The sequence below is a fragment of the Kitasatospora sp. NPDC056327 genome, assembly GCF_042261735.1.
Lineage (GTDB): Bacteria > Actinomycetota > Actinomycetes > Streptomycetales > Streptomycetaceae > Kitasatospora.
In genome coordinates, this window is sequence record NZ_JBHJRC010000001.1 from 46175 (window position 1) to 63661 (window position 17487).

A 17487-nucleotide genomic window follows, 5' to 3' on the forward strand; every position below is an offset into this window, starting at 1 on the left:
TTCATGGCCGCCCTCCAGGGACACCACCGCAGCAGCGGCGTTCACGGCGTACAGCGGGACAGCGGCCCTGATTCGGTCAGCCTGCTGTTCGATCTCAGCCTGTCGTTCAGAACTTGGCGGCGAGCCTCTGCGAGACATGCCTCGGGGCCTGTCTGTGAGAAGTAGCCGTTGGCGGCGGCGAGTAGCGCCGCGTACGCATCTCGCTGGTGCTGATGACGCACGCTCGTTGCGGCCGGGTCCGTTCGGAAGCGCGGTGACCGCGACTCGTCCGAGGAGATGCGACGAGGGTCGATGCCTTTTACCAGTCGCGGCGGTAATCGAGGTCCAGGTCCTCCCGAATCGCTCTCTCGATCTCCGCATCGGCGCTATCTTCGAGTGCCGAGTAGAAGCGGTCTTCCGGTGAGCCTGCGGTCAGCGTTGCGCGGACTCCAGCTGCCTTTTCGCGGACCTCGACGTCCTGGGGAAACGGCTCGCCGGGTGAGGTCGACTTCATACCGGACATGACGGCGTTCATCAGGCGGCCACCGACTCGCCGGTACAGCTCGTTCGAGTGCCGGGCGGCCGTCCGCAAGACGTCGGCCACGAAGTCTGGCTCGTCCCAGAGGAGCTCGCGGTGGGCTCCGCCCAGCAGTGGGGCGATCGCCTTGATCCGCGCGGCGTCGCCCGATCTGAAGACCTTCAGGAGGACATCGAGCACTTCGCGGTTGTATGTGCCGCCCGCCACGATCCTGAACAGGTTGATGCCGAACAGTTCTCGACGCCAGGGGTGTTCCCGTTCCTGTTCGAACCAGTGAGCCAGTCTTTCCAGCAGCTCTGTGCGGCGTGAGCTGTTCTTGAATGGGAGGGGGGCGCTCCAAGAGAAAGGGAGAGGGGTGTAAGCAGGTGTGGGATCAGACTCCCACGATTCCAACCGCGCGACGAGCATGTCGAGCGCTTCGTCCTCGTATGCCTCGGACAGGGCTGCGATGGCTGACTGGACCCGGTAGTCGTCTAGCGTCGGTGCTCCGGTCAGCTCGATGACGCAGCCCGCTCGTTGGTCCGGGGTCAGGTCGGACCAGGAGAGGGCCTCGGGGCCGATGAATGCCCACGCAAACTCCCTTGCGCCGGAGGGCAACGCCGAGAAGGGGACGGAGCAGAGGAGTGCGATTCCCTCCGACCGCGTTGAGAGGTTCAGGACCATCCGGACCGCCAGGGAGAGGACTGCGACGCGAACCGAGACGTCATGGTGTCCGGCCAGCCGGCGGGCCGCCATGCCCTCCGACGTGTGCAGTGCGTCGCCTGCTGCATGCCGGGTCAGGCTCGTCTGGAGGACGGATCGGAGCACGGAGGCGCGGTTGGTGTCCTCCAGTTCCGTCAAGAGCTGCTCGGCTGCTGATGGATCGCTGTCCCAGAGGGCCTTCAGCGCTGGGGTCACGACGAGGTCGACGGTGGTGTCGCCGCGCTCCAGTGCTCCGCGGATGATTGCCGTGGAGAGCCCGGGCCGCCCGGCCGCGAAGCTGCCGATCAGCGGCCGGCAGTCTGGTGGATATTCGGCGAAGACCTGCGTCCCCGTCTCCAGGAGGTCGCACAGCACACTCCAGGCCGTTCTGTCGTCCCAGAGTGAAGTGGCTTCCTCGGCAGCCTCGGCGATGCGGATTTGCCAGGCGTGCTCTGAAGCGCCGAAGTCGTAGTCATCACCGACCAGTTCCCACTCGTGGCAGTCACTGTGCATCAGTACGGCGATCCGGTGCGGCAACGAATCCGGCAGAGAGCCCGAGACTCGGCGCGCTGCGGTCGAGGCCAATGGGGTGCCGTACAGCTGGTGCCACACCACCGACCGGTGTACCGCGAGCGACACCAGCGGTCCTGGTCCGATCTCCCGGGTCCGTACGGCCAACTCCTCCAGAGCTGGCACCAGCAGGGCCTCGAACGGCCCGCGTTGGTCCCGGAAGGCTTCCGCGAGGCTACGTGCCGCGATGCCGGCCCGCACCGGGTCCGAGGAGCCATAGGCGTCGAGGAGCACTTGGTAGGCGCGGGCGCGTACGGAGGCCACACGGTCGGCTGCCAGGGGAAGACGCGAGATGACGAGCGTCCACCCCTCGGTCTCATGGCTCTCCGCGACAGGTTCGAAGATCCGGTCCAGCAGGGCGAAGGGCATACGGGAGGAGGCGTGCACCGGCCCGGATTGCGCCCAACGGCCAACGGCGTCGACAACGGCCTCCTGATAGAACAGCGGCTTGTCAGGGGTGTACGAGGCGAGGTCGCTGAGGAGGCGTAGCGCTGAATGCGGGGCCGAGTGAATCGGCCGCGTGTCGTGCTGTCCGACCTCCCACAGCAGGTCGAGCGACTCGCCGAGGTGGTCGGGGTTGTGCGCGGCGGCCGCCAGTACAGGAGGGATGTCGTCCAGCAGCGGCACAAGGCCTGAGCGGTCCGCCTCGACGGTTGTGCGTAGGAGGTCGAGGACGCGCCTTGGCTGGTACGGCGCTACCTTGCGTACGACGGTCAGCAACTGCTGGCGTGTCTCGGTGCTCCCGGCCGCGTACTCCTGCTTGAGGATGCGCCAGAGGGGCTCGACAGGGGACGGGCCGTTGGGCCGGAGATCCTTCCACTGCCAGTCCACTCGCCCGGTGTTGACCAGGAGGTTGGTCAACGGCTCGCCGTCGGTGTTGGCCAGGACGTCTTCGAGAAAGCCGTTGGACCGCCCATCCCTGGGATCAAGTGCGGCCTCGGCCAGAAGGACATCGCCCAGCAGGTCGGGCAGGACTCGGTGAGAGTTACCACGACGGGCCAGGAGCCCCATGTCCACCAGACGGGCCAGCCGGGTCCGAACGATGGCCGCCGGGACGCCGAGCAGATGTGCGATGGTGCTCAGCAAGGGGGGTACGTCGATGCGTACGGGTTGCAGAGCTGCGACGAGGTGCAGCAGGGACCGGTCCTCGTCGTGAGTGGCGGATCTGCCCAGAGCCTCCGTGATGAACGCCTCCGTCACTTGTCGGCGCAGTTCGCCGTCCCGCTCCAATTGCTCGGGATTGAGTACGCCTCGCCCGATCTGTACGGCGCTAAAGACGAGGAGGAACGGCGAGTCACCCACGGCCTTGGCGAGCCAGCGGGCGAGGTGCCGAGTCTCACTGCTCAGCGCCTGTGCCGCGAGACTGCTGGCCTCCCGGGTCGTGAGCTCGCCGAGTTCCCAGGTCGGGATCAGGGAATCGTCCATCCGGAGCTGTCTGAACGTCGCTCTGAGGGTAGCTGTGCCGGAGGGCCTGGTGGAGATGATGATCCTGGCTCGGGGCCGCTGTCGGTAAAGGTCGCGGATGACAGCCGGTAGGTCGTCGGGGCGCTGGTGCGCGTCCTCGATGATGACAAGGAGGCTGGAGTCGTCGGGCAATCGTGCTGAGACCTGACGGTTCACGGCCGGATACGCCGGCAGCACCCGTACGACGCCCCCGGTGCGGAGGACGAAGTCCGTGGCCAGAGCGTGCAGGACACGGCTCTTCCCCGCGCCGGCCGCCCCCAGCAGGACTCCCGCACGCCCGTTGGCTTCGTCGGTGGAAGTGCTGAAGGAGACCAGTTCCTGGACGAGTTCCGTGCGGCCGACCAGGTTCCAGCGGTGAGAGAAGTAGGCGGCGGCGTGCGGATCTTCGAAGGCTTCCTGCGCTGTGAGCCACGGATCGGGCGAGAGATCGTCCGGGTGTACGTGGTAGATGCTCTGGTTGCCGTTCTGAACGGCGTAGACGGTGCCACCGTCGTCGGCCGTGTTCCGTTGGATGGGGGCATGCTCGTCGTCTCCGGCGGAACCCGGTTCCACGCTCGCCGCGCTGTTGGCGTCCATTCGTATTCTCTCCCCTCATCGGTCCGTATGGCCTCGTGCGGCGCAGGACTGAGCCGGTATGTCGACGCGCCGGGGCCGATGACCGCGCTCGTTCGTGCTCATTCGTCCAGCCGTTGCAGTGCGGTGGCGCTCGGGTGCTGGGCAAGCGCGAGACCGTCAACCACGGCTTGAAAGTGGGGCTCGGCTGCGGCCGTTACGACAGGATGTAGGTCCTTCAACCAATCAACGAGGGACAAGCCGGCGGTGTCGACTGCCCCGGCGCCGTTGACGGATAGTTGCCGAACCCAGCGCAGACCGGGATCGACCTGTAGATGGACGGGTTGTGCCTTGAGGAAGCCAATGAGGTTGTCGAGGGCGGACCAGTCCTTGTCGACATGGGCTGTCCAGTCCTCGACCAAGTCGGCCACAGGGGCGAGGGGGATCCACCGACGTCGGGCCTCCCGCAGAGTGCCATCGACGTCCCGGTCCATCATGGATACCACCGGGTTTGGAATGATCTCCGACTGCATCGTCCTGTGGTCGTGTCGTGCGAACCTGCCAGCGTCTTCGTCCTCTTGGTCCACTGCGGTCGGTAGGGGCTGGGTGAGTACCAGCTCCATGAGGTACGGCCAGCTGGCGGCGAACGGCCGCACGAGGTCACTCTCATAGGTGGCGGCAGTCTTCAGGGCCCGCAACAGATGGCTAAACGCCGAGGGTGAGACGATCAGCCGGTCGGCGAACCGGATCAGTACGGTCGGCTCTGCGCCGGCGGCGCGCAAGAGGGAGGCTCCTAGCCCTGTCCCTTGTTCGGTGTGCGGCTCCTCACCCCACACCTGCGCTGCGCGGGCGTAGGCGTCCAACAGGGGGCCACGCAACTCCTGGGCCAGGGCCCGGCAACAGTGCGGGGTCCGACCGGCCTCTAGCACTGCTGAGACCGCGGGCCGAAGCACCGCCGGGTCCATGTCCTTCCCCTTGCGAGAGACCAGAGTGGCAGCAAGGGAGGCCGAGGATGTGTTGCCCATCGTGGGCGCGGGCGGAATGGCCCTGGGCTCCAGCGACTGGCGGACGCAGGACTCCACCGCGCGCCAGGCAAGGCTGTGGTGGCATTGGCGGTGATCAGTTGAGCACCTGATGGACCAGAGCGGACGCAACCCTTCGACGGCGTACTCGCGCACCTCGTGCATTGGGTGGGCAGCGCTGTGTGCCACGGCATCGGCCACGCGTTCGGTGTCGATGGGCGGTGGCTCGGAAGCGTCGGCCAGGGGTGAGAGCAGGCGCGGCAGAGCGAGGGCCGCCAGCCGGTTGCCGGCCCAGGGCTGAGTGGCGTCCGGACCGTAGGAGGTGTCGACAGGCTCGTAGAGTGCCGAGGTCAGCAGGTCGACCGACCATTGCAGGTCCTCGTCATCCAGCGTACTGCCGACTGTTGCGGCGTGTACGGCCGCGGCCGCTACCGCGTACCGCCCGTCGGACGCCCACCCCGCTTCGTCGGCCAGCCCCCCGTGGAGCTCACGTGCTATCCGGAGATCGGTGGCGAGCGTGGCGAGATCGTCGACGACAGGCTTGCTCACGCGATACGGCACCGATCGGTGGAACGCGTAGCGGTTGACCAATGCGTATTGCTGCGAGGTGCGGTCGGCCTCTGCACGGTGGCGTTCCAACGCCGCTGCGACTACCTCCGACGGCTGTACCTCGATCGCCACCTGATCGCCGTCCCGCACCTGCCTGAAGCGCTCCAGGTCGAGGTGATCGGCCCACGACTTGACGGTCAACCCGTAGACGCCGTCCGGTGCGGCCGAGCGCAGGCGGTCGGCCACCGCTCTCAGCCGCGCAACGGCCTTCCCATTGTCCGTGCGTGCGGCATCGATGACGAGAGCCATCGCTACCTCGACCGGTCGACGCTTAAGCCACTCGTCACCAGGGAGGTCGTTGCCACTCGAAAGCAGACTGTCGCTGGTGATCCGGCCGATCTCGAGTTCCCAAACCTGGGGAAGAGTAAGGAACTCATCCAACTCATCGGTGACCATGTTCAAATGTCGCAGCAGCAGACCATAGGCAAGACCAAGGCCGGACAGCGTTCCCACCCGAGCCAAGACCAGCTGGGCGGCAGCGCGAACCGTAATGGAACCGCAGGCGATCTCCCGTTCCAGCCAGCGTTCCAATGCCATCAGCGCACTCATACACGGCTGGTGACCGTTAAGCGCGCCCCGGTACCAGAACCAGGACCTGGGGGCACCCGCGTAGTGGCGTAGGCCGGTGTCCAGGAAATCGGCGGTCAGACCAAGCTCGCTGCTTGTCGTGCTTTGCGCCTCCACAGTGCCAGTGGCAATGGCCTCGATCAGACGCAGTCCGTGCGAGGGGGCAGCCTGGAGCAACCAGAAGAACGGACCGCGTGCCCAGTTGGCTTGGCTGCGGGCGAGGCCGCCGAGGAACTCGTGCTTCCCCATCCACGGCCTCCGGCGGTTCCCGAGGAACCGGTCCGGTCGATCGGGGCGCGGAAGGTAGTAGGCCGAGGCCAGTTCAACGAGTAGATCGGGATCTGTCATGGCCAGGCAGCCGCTGGCCTCAGCACGGTCCACGGCCGGCATGAGGCTGTTGGGATGCGACTGCGCGAGCTTTCGCAGTAGGGCGGCCGCGGTACCGGCCCGCTCGGCACCGAGCAGGGCGAGTGCTTCGATGTACGCGGCCGAGGGAAAATCCGGTACGTCCCGGAGCATGGCATCGCGCAGCAGGGCCCGCACCGGCCGATTCTTTGTCGTGTCGGTCCCGAGTACCTCCTGCAGGAACAGGCCGCGCAGCCAAGCCAGCACGACCTTGTCGCCCAGTTCGGCGTGAGAGTGAGAGAGGACGCTCGCATGCCGAGCGATCCATTCGACCACGGGTCCCGCGACCAGCGGATCACAGGACCCACCGTCGCCGAAGCGCTGCAGGGTGCAGCGCAGCAAGCTGTTCAGCAGGCCGGGATCCCGGATGAACTCCTGGGTCAAGCCCGAGAGGGCGTCGGCACACCAGTCGGCGGACAGAACCGATTCCCAGAGGACGTCCTCCCAGCGCGCCCCGTGCCTCTCGGCGAGACGTACGAACTGCTGACGCGTCCGGTTCCAACGGGTGAGGAATCCGCCGGGCGCGGCCGGATCGGGCCAGAGCCTCTCCTGGCAGTAGATCCGGGCGGCATGGACAGCCCATCGAGGGCCAGTGCCCTCCAGGAGTAGGAAGCCGTCGTCCAGCAGTAGGCGCCGGGTTGTGGCGAAGTCCCGCAGCAGGTCGTGAGAGAAGGCGTGCTCCTCGCCCGAGACCGCCGACGCCTCGTCGAGCGGTGCCAGGATGCCGTCGGACCGCAACGAAGCCAGGGCCGGTCCGGGCACCTCAGGTGGTCTCCTCCCCGTTAGTCGGGCCTCGGCCAGCGTGGCCAGGGTTCGGCCACGTGCCCCAGCCTCCAGGCCTCTGGAGAGCTGGAGGCCGTTGTTGAGGACGAACGCGGTCCAGACGTGCCGGTAGACATCGGCCTCGCTTCTCAAACGAGCCGGTAGCGTGCCGCCACGCCCGGTGGAGCGCAACAGCAGATCGATGATCTTGAGCCTGCGGAGCAGCCAGCGGGACCGGCCATCATCCGCCATCTGGGCGAGGTGCGGTGCCGCACGGAGGACGTCGTCGACCTCCCGGTCGTCCAGGGGCGGAACACTGGTCTCCGCCACTCCTCGATGGCCTGCACGCGCTACCAGATCACCCAGCATCTCCGCGGCGTCATCACGGCTGACCAGTACCGGAAGCAAGCCGGTACTGAGCGCTGCATCGACGGCCTCGATGGTCAGGTCGTCGAAGCCTTCCTGGGCGGCCTCGGATCCGTCCAGGACGAGGATCCCCGAACGGGTCGGCGTTCCCCGTGCGCTGCTGTCCCGGTCCAGTGCCGACGTGACGACTTCCGCCAAACCTCCTGCATACGGGGCCATTGCGGGAAGGGAGGCCGCCAACACCTGTACGGAGCGGTTACGCAGTTCATCGACTGCTCGGAGCACTAGCGCGGACTTGCCGACCCCAGGCGCCCCACGGACGATGATGACTTCTTCCGGCCGGTCGCTGACGAGTGCCTCTATGAGGTCGGCGAGTGCTGCCGGCCGGTCGACGGTCAGCTCCTGGTCCGGCCCGATGCGCAGTGTTCCCGGGTTTCGCCGAAGGCTCCTCTCCCACTGGGTGAAAAGCAGCTTTCCGTCCGGCCCGACGAAGTAGTGGATGGACTGGTCACCGTTCTGCACCGCGTTGACGGTGCCGCCTGCGTCCGCGCGGTTGGTCTGTACGGTCGACTGGACGCCGGAAGGGGAAGCCGGCCCGGACCGTGCCTCGTCCTCCAGCCTCTCGTCGCTACTCACCTGGGAGCTGTCTGCGGTCCATTGGTGATGGACTGGTTGCCGTTTTGTACGGCATTGACGACTCCCTTGCGGTCCGCTTTGTTGATCTGCCGCAGCGTCGGCGCGGGAGTGAGCGAGCCGTCTGCGGGCCCGGATCCGCTGGCTTGGGTGGCCTCTCCGAGGTCGCCCGGCAACGCGGCGATGACAGCCATCGCAGCGGCTGCGGCGTGGGATGCCGCGATCTGCTGGCTGCCGCGGGCATCTGCCGATGCCTTGGCACCGTCGGCGAGGTCGCTGATGCCCCGGATCGTCAGTGAGTCCACCTTGCCGAGGGCGGCTGCCGTGGCGAGCCCCGCGCTCTCCATCTCCACGGCGACCGCGTCGTTGAAGACCCGTACAAGCCGTTCACGCAGCGGGGAGTCCATCGAGTTGAGGACGGTCTCACCGGCGGCGACCGGCTTGACGTGGACCTCCGGTAGCCGGTCTGGGCGGTACGCCCCCAGGCGGATCCGTTCCTGCCAGGCGGAGCCGCGCAAGCTGTGCAGGGCGGTTTGCAACAGCGTGTGCGAAGGGCTCCAGGCCGCCGGCCGGGCGAACTGCTCGTCGGGTCCGTGCTTGGACCCGTCGTACGCGTAGACCTTGTCCGCGACCACGACGTCACCGAGCTTGACATCGGACTTCAGGCTGCCTGCCACCCCGACGAAGATGATCGCCAGAGGCCCGAAGGCCGCTCTGAGTTGCTCTGCGACTACGGCCGTCCGAAGGTTTCCCGGTCCCACTTCCGCGATGACGACCTGGTGTTCCGATCCGGTTACCGTACCCACCTCGCACCACGTTCCCTCGTGGATCACTCGATGTGGGTCGAGCAGGTGCTCGCGTACCGCGTTGTACTCAAGGCTAATCGCCGTCAGTACGACGACTGGCCTGGCCGAGCCGAACTTGCCTTTGAGCAAGGGACCTTACCTCCAGGATCGTGACTTCCATCGAGCGTACCGCCGCGCGCCGACAGTCCCGACTCACTGCGATCGGCGTCCGGGGGGCAGCCGCTAATTTGCGGGCCCAGCGACGGCTTTTCGGCGACTCGTCGGCTGGGCCAGACTGTCCGGACGGAACCTTGACTCTCAGCACCGGAGAAACAGCCGTGACTGCGACCGATGACATCACTGTTGGCAAGCTACTCCTGGCCGAGTACGAGAGGGTGAAGGAGGAACAGAAGACTCGAATAGGCTTCCGGGACAATCTGCTCTACGTCACACTGGCCGCGATGGTGACGGTGCTGATCGGCGCGGCGCAGACACGCCAGCCTGCCTTGTTGCTGACGCTGCCTGCGGCGACGTCCATTCTCGGATGGACCTACCTGACGAATGATCAGAAGATCAGTGCGATCGGCCTCTATGTCCGTACGGATCTAGGGCCTCGCCTGGCTGCACTCGCTGGCGAGCCTGAGAGCCTCTTCGACTGGGAGTCGGCACACCGAAGCGATGGCTGCCGGAGACAACGGAAGATCATCCAGTGCGCGGTTGATCTCATTGCCTTCGCTGCGGTTCCGATGGCAGTTCTTACCGCGTTCTGGGTCTATGGCGCGGGGGCGGCCCTGCCGAGCATCCTCTCCGTTCTGGAAGCGTTGGCAGTCATCGTTCTTGCTGCCCAGATAGTCCAGTACGCCGATGTCGCGAGGTAGGCCGCACATGTGTGCCTTCCGGAGCGGCGTATGTGGAGGCCCAGGGCCGCAGGAATGCGCTTGCCTGGTCGTACAGTTCAGGGCACGACGAAGGCGACACTGTGGTTGGCCCTGTGACCGCCACGTACAGCTTCTCGCGGCTGCCGGCTTCGGCAGGGTGACGAGTCCGCAAGTATTTGATCATCAGTTTGGTAGAGGAGAGTAGGATGCGTTCGAAGGTGCTTGGGTACCGGATCGCCGACGCTTCGGTGGCTGGCGTGGCCTGGAGTTGGACCCGGTCACGTACGAGGCCGTCCGTTACAAGGCCAAGATCCTGCTGGAGGGGAAGATCCAGTGGATGATAGTCATAGTCCTCGGGGCCGCCGGCTTCGCCCCCCGGCGAACCACACTGCAAGCATCAGGGCGAGGTCGGTGACGTTGGTGACCATCCACATGACCGTCCTCGCCGACCTGCCCGACGCCACCCACACCGAACCGGTACCGACGGACCCGACCTCCACACCGTGCCGGTTAAAGATCAAGCTAGCTGGGGCGAGCCAGCTCGATGGTGGCTGGCCCGAGCCTCAGCACACTGACGTCCAGCTCGTCAGGGTCGGGGACGTGGACGGCGTCGGCGATCCGGATGGCGCTGTTGACCAGAAGTTCCCCCACCTCCGCGCAGGATGGCCCCTTTCGCCAGGTCAGGCATCGGCTGGTGTTGCTCCGGCGCGCGGGCACGATCTCGGCGGTGTGGGGCCAGTGCCTCCACCAGGTGCTCGCGCGCACCATCAGCCGACTGCGCAATGGCGTACAGGGAGTGGGGGCCCAGTGGGGGGAGGCACTCTCCTCTGCATCCGTGATACCCGAGGTTCGCCAGAACGTGAGGTTCTCCGGGGTCTCGTCGGAGCCGGTTTCCCACCGCAGGCGCGAGTGCATCAAGCGCACGGTGCCCTGGTGGGATTCGCGCAGTTCGAGGCGGCCTTGCGTGGGTAGGTGAAGCAGGTGGACGGCGCGAGCGGAGACACGTTCGATTCGCAGGCCCGGGATGCCGAAGTGCACATGGGAGCCGTCAGCGTAGGTCACGGTCTTCGGTAGCAGGTAGTGCGCTACTCGTGGAGCCACGCTCGCCTGGATCGTCAGCTGGTGCGGCGTGGGCATGATCCATTCGTAGTATCCGGCGAGCTCGCGGAAGGACCTTCCGCCGCGATGGTCCCACGGGTGAGAGCGTCCGGAGCTGAACAGCAGGTCCCAGAGCAGGGCTTGGAAGCTCTCCTGGCCGACGTCCTTGGTGTCCAGCTCGATCCGTCCGTTGACCGTGGCCGCCTGCAGCGCATGCTGGGGTACGGACATGAGGGGCAGGTACTGCTTGAGGCGCGCACGGTCGTTGACATGCGGCATTGAAGATCCTCGCCGGCGACAGCCCGGACTGCGCCGCGAAGTGAGACGGTGGTGTCGTCTGATGCCACGGCGAATCGCGAGGAGGTTGGGCATCCCACCCGTCGGCTTCCGAGCACAATTCGTCCGGGCGAACGGCCAGCCGTGGACCACCTCCGGGCCCAAGATGAGAGTAGAGGAAGCCATCGCGATCTGCACTTCGCCACGCCGGTGCGGCGACCTCCAGCGCGGTGTTGGCAACGGGCCGATGGTGGATGGGGTGGTCACCTGTGTCGATCGGCTCACCGAGCCGCCCTGCCCATGGTCGGCGTCCGGCGGCGCCGGTGTATGCAGCCTTTGGGCTGCGAATCGAACCGATTGTCAGGGCGCCTTGACAAGGTGTCACGAGCTGCGAACTCTGGTGCCCTGTACTCCAGGGACATGAGGGGCACGGCATGCCATGGGTTGACGAGAGCAAGCACCACCGGGGCTTCCCAGCAGCGGTGTTGGCGGACGGCAGCGAGCCGGGGCCGCTGCCGGACGGGCGCACCACCTGGTGGCTCTACAACGGTGCGTATGGCCCTCGGGCCGTTGCCGTGCGCGGTGGCTGCGGTTGCGGCTGGCGAGGTGAGCGGCTGCACCTGTTGGACTTCGGTGACGACGTGGCGACCGAGGCGGTCGGCGAAGCCAGCGGTCCGTTCGCGGACTGGGAGCAACACGTCGACCTGGCCGAGGGCGTCGTGCCGCGCGAGGTCGAGGAGCTGGTTGCGGCCCTGGTGGATCGGATCTGCGACCTGACAGAGAACAGACCATACGCGGCCGCCCGTGCGGCGGCCCGGCTCGAGCGTGCCGCCGGCTCGACCGCGCTGCTGGCCGGTCGCAAGGCTCGCAGCAGCATGATGACCTGGGAGTATGTCGGCCGCGCCCGGCCACGACCCGCCAGTGTGTCTCCAGCCCCACTGGTCAAAACACCTAGGCGGCAGGCCTCTTGGCGGCAGCGCGCGCCGTTGTTGCGTTGGCGGCTGAGTTGACACGCGCCGTGTGGGCGCGCCGCGAGACCTCGCCCCCGAAGGGACTCCAGCCATACAGCGATGCCAGCAACTCAGCCACCGCTGCGACCCCTGCGGACACAAACGCCGTGAGCCGCGCCATAAGAGCCGGCGGCCGGGCAACCAGCCGGCCGCGACTCTGCGAAGCCGTGATGGCACATTGCTCGGACCAAAGCTCAAAGACCTGTGCAAGGCGCGCAAAGAAGACGGCGACGAGAGCCAAGGACGCGTAGAAAGCAATGAACCCTACAATTACACGCTGGGCAACACCTGGGGGTGGCGTGCCAGGAGCCCATGGCCAGCCCATTGCTTCATGGACGCCGCCATACCCAAAAAACGAGGCGAAGAATGCAGAAGCCACCAAAGGGCTTCCGATGTCCTCGTAGTCGTCTGCATCCTCATCGCCTTGCTCGGGGGGCCGCTGGCCTGGGTGGGAGGTGTCGGCGCTCTTCTTCCCGTACGGCGGTAGGAAGATCTGCCATATCCCGCCATGGACGTTCCCGCCGACGAAGGTGCCAGACCGGTGGTTGTGCTGCTCCCTGCGGTCATCGTCCGCCATCTGGCGTCCCGTCCTGACTGAGGGTCAGACCACCGTAGACGTTCCCGCCGATGAAAGTCCCCGTTCCAGAGTTGCGCTGGTTCCACACGTTCGAGGTCGACGGCATGGGCTGCGCGAGCCCATCGACCTCGGCCATCGCCTCTCGGTGTTCGGACAGGTATCGCGCGATGGCCTCTGCCCATGCCTCGGTCGCCGCAGCCCGTGCTTCCCCGTCTTCGGAGGAGAGCTGCGCTGCGGTGGTGCCGACCGCCACGGTAGCTGCTTGCTGCTGGTGGGCCGTTCCAAGGCGGAAGAAGTGTGCCACTGTGGACTGCATCTTCCCGGCGCCCCAGGTGGCGATGGCGGCAACCAGCGTCCCCGCTGCGCCGGTCGCCACTGCTGTGATCTCAGCGTCGTACATGATCGAGACGATCTCCCCGTTTCGTGGCCGCGGTCCGCAGCCGAACCTACCGTCGGCGCCACCCGCGCGTGGGCGAATCCGTTGACTGGCGGTGGTGATGAAGAGGGTGAACCCGCAATGGACACATCTAGAGGTGCCAGCCTAAGGCTGGCCGCGCCACAGGTAGCCGGCGAATGGCATCCCGTTCGTAACGGTGAACTCACTCCGGACTCGGTCGCAGCAGGGTCGAGCCGGAAGGCGTGGTGGCTCGGCCCGTGTGGCCACGAGTGGCAGGCAGTGGTCCACAGCAGGAGCGGCGGATGCGGATGCCCCTACTGCGGCAGCCGCAGAGTGGGATACGGCAACGACCTGGCGACTCAGTTTCCGAATGTGGCTCGTGACTGGCACCCCACCCGAAACGGTGATGCCCAACCGGACCGAACCGCACCCAAGTCGAACAGGAAGGTGTGGTGGCTGGGATCCTGCGGTCACGAGTGGCATGCGACCGTGGCGAACCGCACAGCCAGGCGTTCCGGATGCCCGTACTGCGCTAATCAGAAGGTCGGGTATGGCAACGACCTCGCCACGCGGTACCCGGAACTCGCAGCGCAGTGGCACCCCACCCGCAATAGCGGCCTGTCACCAGAGCAAATCCCTTACGGGGCACGACTCAACGCATGGTGGCGCTGTGCCAGCGGCCACGAATGGCAAGCCATGGTCTTCAAGCGATCCGCTGGAAGCTCGTGCGCCCGGTGCAAGCTCATCGGCGTATCGGAGGTGGAGCTGAGAGCCTTCGCCGAGCTTCGCCAGGTGTTGGGCGGCCACGTGAAGCCGCTCAGGCGCGATGCGCGCCTGAGTACGCAGCATAGGCAACGCCTGCGGGTGGACATGATCCTCGGCGACGTCGCGGTGGAGTACGACGGCTCCTACTGGCACAAGGACAAGGTCTCGATTGACCGGGAGAAGACAGACCGGCTGCAACGGGCCGGATACAAGGTGATCAGGGTACGCGAGCACCCACTGCCTCTGACAGGCCCGTGCGACACCACGGCACCGAGAGCCGCGAAGCCCTTCCACGTGGCAGCAGCGGTCCTACAAAAAATGCTCGACGAGGACTTCCTCCTCACAAGCGCTGCGCGACAAGCGGCCGGGACCTACATTAGCGCGGGCCGGCTCGTCGCCCAGGAAGAAGCGGACCGAGCCGTCAACGGGCTGCGCGCCCGAGATCACGGTTCCAAATCCCTTGCTGCGCAATTCCCCCTCATCGCCGAGAAATGGCATCCGCACCTGAACGGGGAGCTGTCCCCGCAGCAGGTCACTGCCCGCTCGGGGAAAGAGGTGTGGTGGCTGTGTACCGAAGGACACGCATGGCGGGCGAAGATCGACCAGCGGGTCGGCAAGAGTACCGGATGCGGCTTCTGCTCCGGCCGCTACGCCACCGAGACAACCTCGCTCGCAGCACGCAGACCTGACCTCGCCGCGCAGTGGCACCCCACCCTCAACGGCACCCTTCTGCCCATACATGTCACGCCCCATACCCGTCGCGTGGTGTGGTGGCTCTGCACCGAGGGGCATGCTGCCGAGGACCCCGTGGCCAACCGAAGCAAGGGCATGGTCTGCCAGCACTGCCCCCACTCACGCAGAAGTCGGAAGGCCCGTGAACGCAAGGACGAACACGGCCACTGTCCGCCGGGGGACCAGGGCATCACAGTGCATGCGGCAGTCTCGGACGCGGCAGCCGCATCAGCGATAGACGCGGCCGTTTCGGGCTGAGAAGCGCATGGTGATCGCATCCTGATGCCTGAGGTTCTCGTTGCTCCACCACCAATGTGACCCGCCCAGACGGCGGCATCCGGACCCACGCCTACTCCGGCGGCGTCATCAGCTGGCAGTCCGACCCCTCTGGCGGAGAGGCTGATCCAGGCGCGGCTGGCCTCGGTCTTGGGCTGGTTGAAGTGGAGGTCGCCGTTGTCCGCGGCGGACAGGGTCCAGCGGACGAACAGTTTGCGGTCCATGAGGTGGACGTCCGACCAGTGCAGGGCGAGGACCTCACCGCGGTGCATGCCGGTGCCGAGCAGGACCTCGAACAGGTCGGCCAGCTGGTCTGCGTACTGCTCCGCGTTGTGTCGCAGGAACGCCGCAGCCTGCGCCGGGGTCCAGCACGTGCGCTCCTCGGCGCGGGGTTTGGGCGGTACGCAGTGCTCGGCCGGGTTGAACTTCAGCCGCCACGAGCGCACCGCGTGGTTCAGCGCGTTGCGCAGCGTCGAGACGACCCGGTACAGCGTGACCCGGCCCCGGCCGGCCTTCCGTTGTGCGGCCATCCAGTCCTAGATCTGCTTCGGCCGCAGATCCAGCAGCCGGCAACGCCCGAACGCCAGGATCAGGTCCCTCTCCACGTACGCTTTGTAACCGGCGGAGGTGTTCGCGTGAGCTCCTCGTTCCGCGTGGCCAGCCACTCCCGCAGGTATTCCGCCACAGTGGCACGACGCTCCTCGTGCGCCCCGTTCAGCCCACCCTCCAGGACCGCCAGCTCCTGCGCGGCCTCGGCCTCCGTCGCGAACCCGCCACAACGCCCATCTGGACACGGCGGGCGGCGACGACTGGCGGGTGCTGGCGGTGCTGGGATTCCGAAGGAACCGGTCGGCCCCGGTCGCTCGCCGAAGGCCCGGCCGACGCGGGAGCGGCGAAAAGGTTGGTGTTCAGAGCCGACGGAACCGGGTAACGTCTTTGCCATGTTCTTCCAGACGCCGACTTACGAGTGAGCGCGTGATGGGCCCCTGCTGACGTCCTTCGACGTCGCCGCCCGTCCCCCACCGATGAATCCGTAGATCACTTCACTTCACTTCACCACCGGGAGAACCCACGACCGTGAGCAAGAACATCAACAACCCCGTGGGCATGGGCGGCGGCCAGCGCAAGAGGCAGTCCCGCGCCGAACGGCAGAACAACGGTCCGCACCGCAACCTCGACCGCCAGGGTGCAGCCGACCAGAAGGCGGAGCTGGTGCGCAAGATGCGCGAGAAGGCAGGAACGGCTGAGGGTGCCGGGCAGGCGGGCGGCGACACCGTACAGGGCTGACCACCGCGGCCGCAGCGCGGAGCCGCACGGGGCAGGGCTAAGGCCTGTCTGAAAAATGATCACCGGGTTGGTTCGCGCAGCCAGAGGATCAGGGAGGCTAGGACTCCGGCACGGTAGCGGTCGGCGAGCTTGTCGAACCTGGTTGCGATGGCGCGGAACTGCTTGAGGCGGGCGAAGCATCGTTCGACCACGTTCCGGTCGCGGTAGATCTCCTTGTCGAACGCCGGCGGTCGGCCGCCGAAGCGCCCTCGGCGTTTGTGGTTGGCCGCCTGGTCGCGGCACTCGGGGATCGTGGCGGAGATGCCCCGGCGTCGCAGCAGGCGGCGGATCGCCCGGCTGGAGTAGGCCTTGTCGCCCAGCACGCGATCCGGCGTCGTGCGCGGGCGGCCCGCGGCGGTGCGCGGGACGCGGATGCCATCGAGGACCTGGCCGAACGCGGTGGCGTCGTTGATGTTGCCCGGGGCGAGCACGATCGACAGTGGCAGGCCGCGGCCGTCGACGGCGAGATGGATTTTGGTGGTCAGCCCGCCCCGGGACCGGCCGAGGGCCTGGCGCGCTTGCGAGCGGCCCGGATCTTCCAGTTCGTCCCCGTCTGCGGCCCCTTTTTGCGGGCGCCGGCCGCGTGCTGGTGGGCCCGGTTGACCGTGGAGTCGACCGCGACGGACCACTCCACCCGCCCCACCGCGTCATCGCGGACCTGAACATGTTCCAGTAGCTTCGCCCAGGTGCCGTCCGCCTCCCAGCGGGCGAACCGCTCGTAGACGGTCTGCCACGGCCCGTACCGCTCCGGGAGATCGCGCCACGGAGCCCCGGTCCGCAGCCGCCACAGCACCCCGTTGACCACCTGCCGGTGATCACGCCACGGACGGCCACGCCCGTCCACCTGCGGCAACAGGGGTGCTATCCGCTCCCACGCCGCGTCCGTCAACTCGCCTCGACCTGCCACAAGATCAATTATCAGACAGGCCTTAGGAGCCCTGCCCATGGAGAGCTGTCAGAACTGGTGGTCGAACACCACGGTCACCGGCGCGTGGTCGCTCCAGCGTTCGGCGTGGGATGCGGCGCGTTCGACGTAGGCCTCGACGGCCCTGTCGGCGAGGCCTTTTGTACAAACACTTAGGTCAATCCTCCAGCGGAACGACGCCTTTTGTAAAAGGTCCACCCGTTCGAGTGCAGGTTGTTCGAGGGTGTCTGCTGGCCTTGGCGGTAGGGGAGGCCCATGGGCAGCATGACAGCTTTGGCGCCGGTTCGGGCGGTG

General features: G+C 66.8%; 10 protein-coding genes and 1 pseudogene. 4 read left to right on the top strand and 7 right to left on the bottom strand.

The window, feature by feature from the left end:
* Nucleotides 1–298 precede the first annotated feature (298 nt).
* The 3 genes from ACFCX4_RS00185 to ACFCX4_RS00195 form a co-directional block, all read right to left on the bottom strand.
* Nucleotides 299–3808 (bottom strand): hypothetical protein, encoded by a 3510-nt coding sequence (locus ACFCX4_RS00185; RefSeq protein WP_376137494.1) that lies wholly within the window; start codon nt 3806–3808, stop codon nt 299–301.
* A gap of 98 nt (nt 3809–3906) precedes the next feature.
* Nucleotides 3907–8151, bottom strand: coding sequence for a hypothetical protein (locus ACFCX4_RS00190; protein ID WP_376137496.1), 4245 nt, complete (start codon nt 8149–8151; stop codon nt 3907–3909).
* Nucleotides 8148–9083 carry a nucleosidase gene (locus ACFCX4_RS00195; RefSeq protein ID WP_376137498.1) on the bottom strand — a complete coding sequence of 312 codons (936 nt, stop codon included), beginning with the start codon at nt 9081–9083 and terminating at the stop codon, nt 8148–8150. The genes ACFCX4_RS00190 and ACFCX4_RS00195 overlap by 4 nt, the downstream gene beginning before the upstream one ends.
* 188 nt (nt 9084–9271) lie before the next feature.
* On the opposite strand from ACFCX4_RS00195, the gene ACFCX4_RS00200 reads away from it, so the two are divergent.
* Complete coding sequence (locus tag ACFCX4_RS00200) at nt 9272–9811, top strand: hypothetical protein (protein ID WP_376137500.1); 540 nt, start codon at nt 9272–9274, stop codon at nt 9809–9811.
* Between the two features lie 522 nt (nt 9812–10333).
* Here the strand turns inward: ACFCX4_RS00200 and ACFCX4_RS00205 are convergent.
* Nucleotides 10334–11188: a hypothetical protein gene (locus tag ACFCX4_RS00205; RefSeq protein WP_376137502.1), complete on the bottom strand. Its 855-nt coding sequence runs from the start codon at nt 11186–11188 to the stop codon at nt 10334–10336.
* Nucleotides 11189–11619: 431 nt separating this feature from the next.
* Between ACFCX4_RS00205 and ACFCX4_RS00210 the strand changes: the two genes are divergently transcribed.
* A complete protein-coding gene (locus ACFCX4_RS00210; protein ID WP_376137504.1) occupies nt 11620–12195 on the top strand; it encodes a hypothetical protein in 576 nt (191 codons plus the stop codon).
* Nucleotides 12196–12758: 563 nt separating this feature from the next.
* On the opposite strand, the gene ACFCX4_RS00215 is transcribed toward ACFCX4_RS00210, so the two are convergent.
* A complete protein-coding gene (locus ACFCX4_RS00215) occupies nt 12759–13172 on the bottom strand; it encodes a hypothetical protein (RefSeq protein WP_376137506.1) in 414 nt (137 codons plus the stop codon).
* A 117-nt stretch (nt 13173–13289) separates the two neighbouring features.
* Here ACFCX4_RS00215 and ACFCX4_RS00220 point away from each other — a divergent pair, with 117 nt between their 5' ends.
* Together ACFCX4_RS00220 and ACFCX4_RS00225 are read left to right on the top strand one after the other, a co-directional pair.
* Nucleotides 13290–14924, top strand: a complete 1635-nt coding sequence (locus ACFCX4_RS00220) for a zinc-ribbon domain-containing protein (protein WP_376137508.1) — start codon at nt 13290–13292, stop codon at nt 14922–14924.
* Nucleotides 14925–16019: 1095 nt separating this feature from the next.
* Complete coding sequence (locus tag ACFCX4_RS00225; protein ID WP_063352004.1) at nt 16020–16229, top strand: DUF6243 family protein; 210 nt, start codon at nt 16020–16022, stop codon at nt 16227–16229.
* 59 nt (nt 16230–16288) lie between these two features.
* Here the strand turns inward: ACFCX4_RS00225 and ACFCX4_RS00230 are convergent.
* Both ACFCX4_RS00230 and ACFCX4_RS00235 read right to left on the bottom strand, forming a co-directional pair.
* Nucleotides 16289–17214 (bottom strand): IS5 family transposase gene (locus tag ACFCX4_RS00230; protein ID WP_376137510.1). Its coding sequence is split into 2 segments (ribosomal slippage): nt 16289–16827 and nt 16827–17214, totalling 927 coding nucleotides; the frame shifts between segments, so codons are not numbered across the junction.
* Nucleotides 17215–17223: 9 nt separating this feature from the next.
* Nucleotides 17224–17361, bottom strand: a pseudogene (locus ACFCX4_RS00235) (exodeoxyribonuclease III); the annotation flags it as partial.
* Nucleotides 17362–17487: the final 126 nt, after the last annotated feature.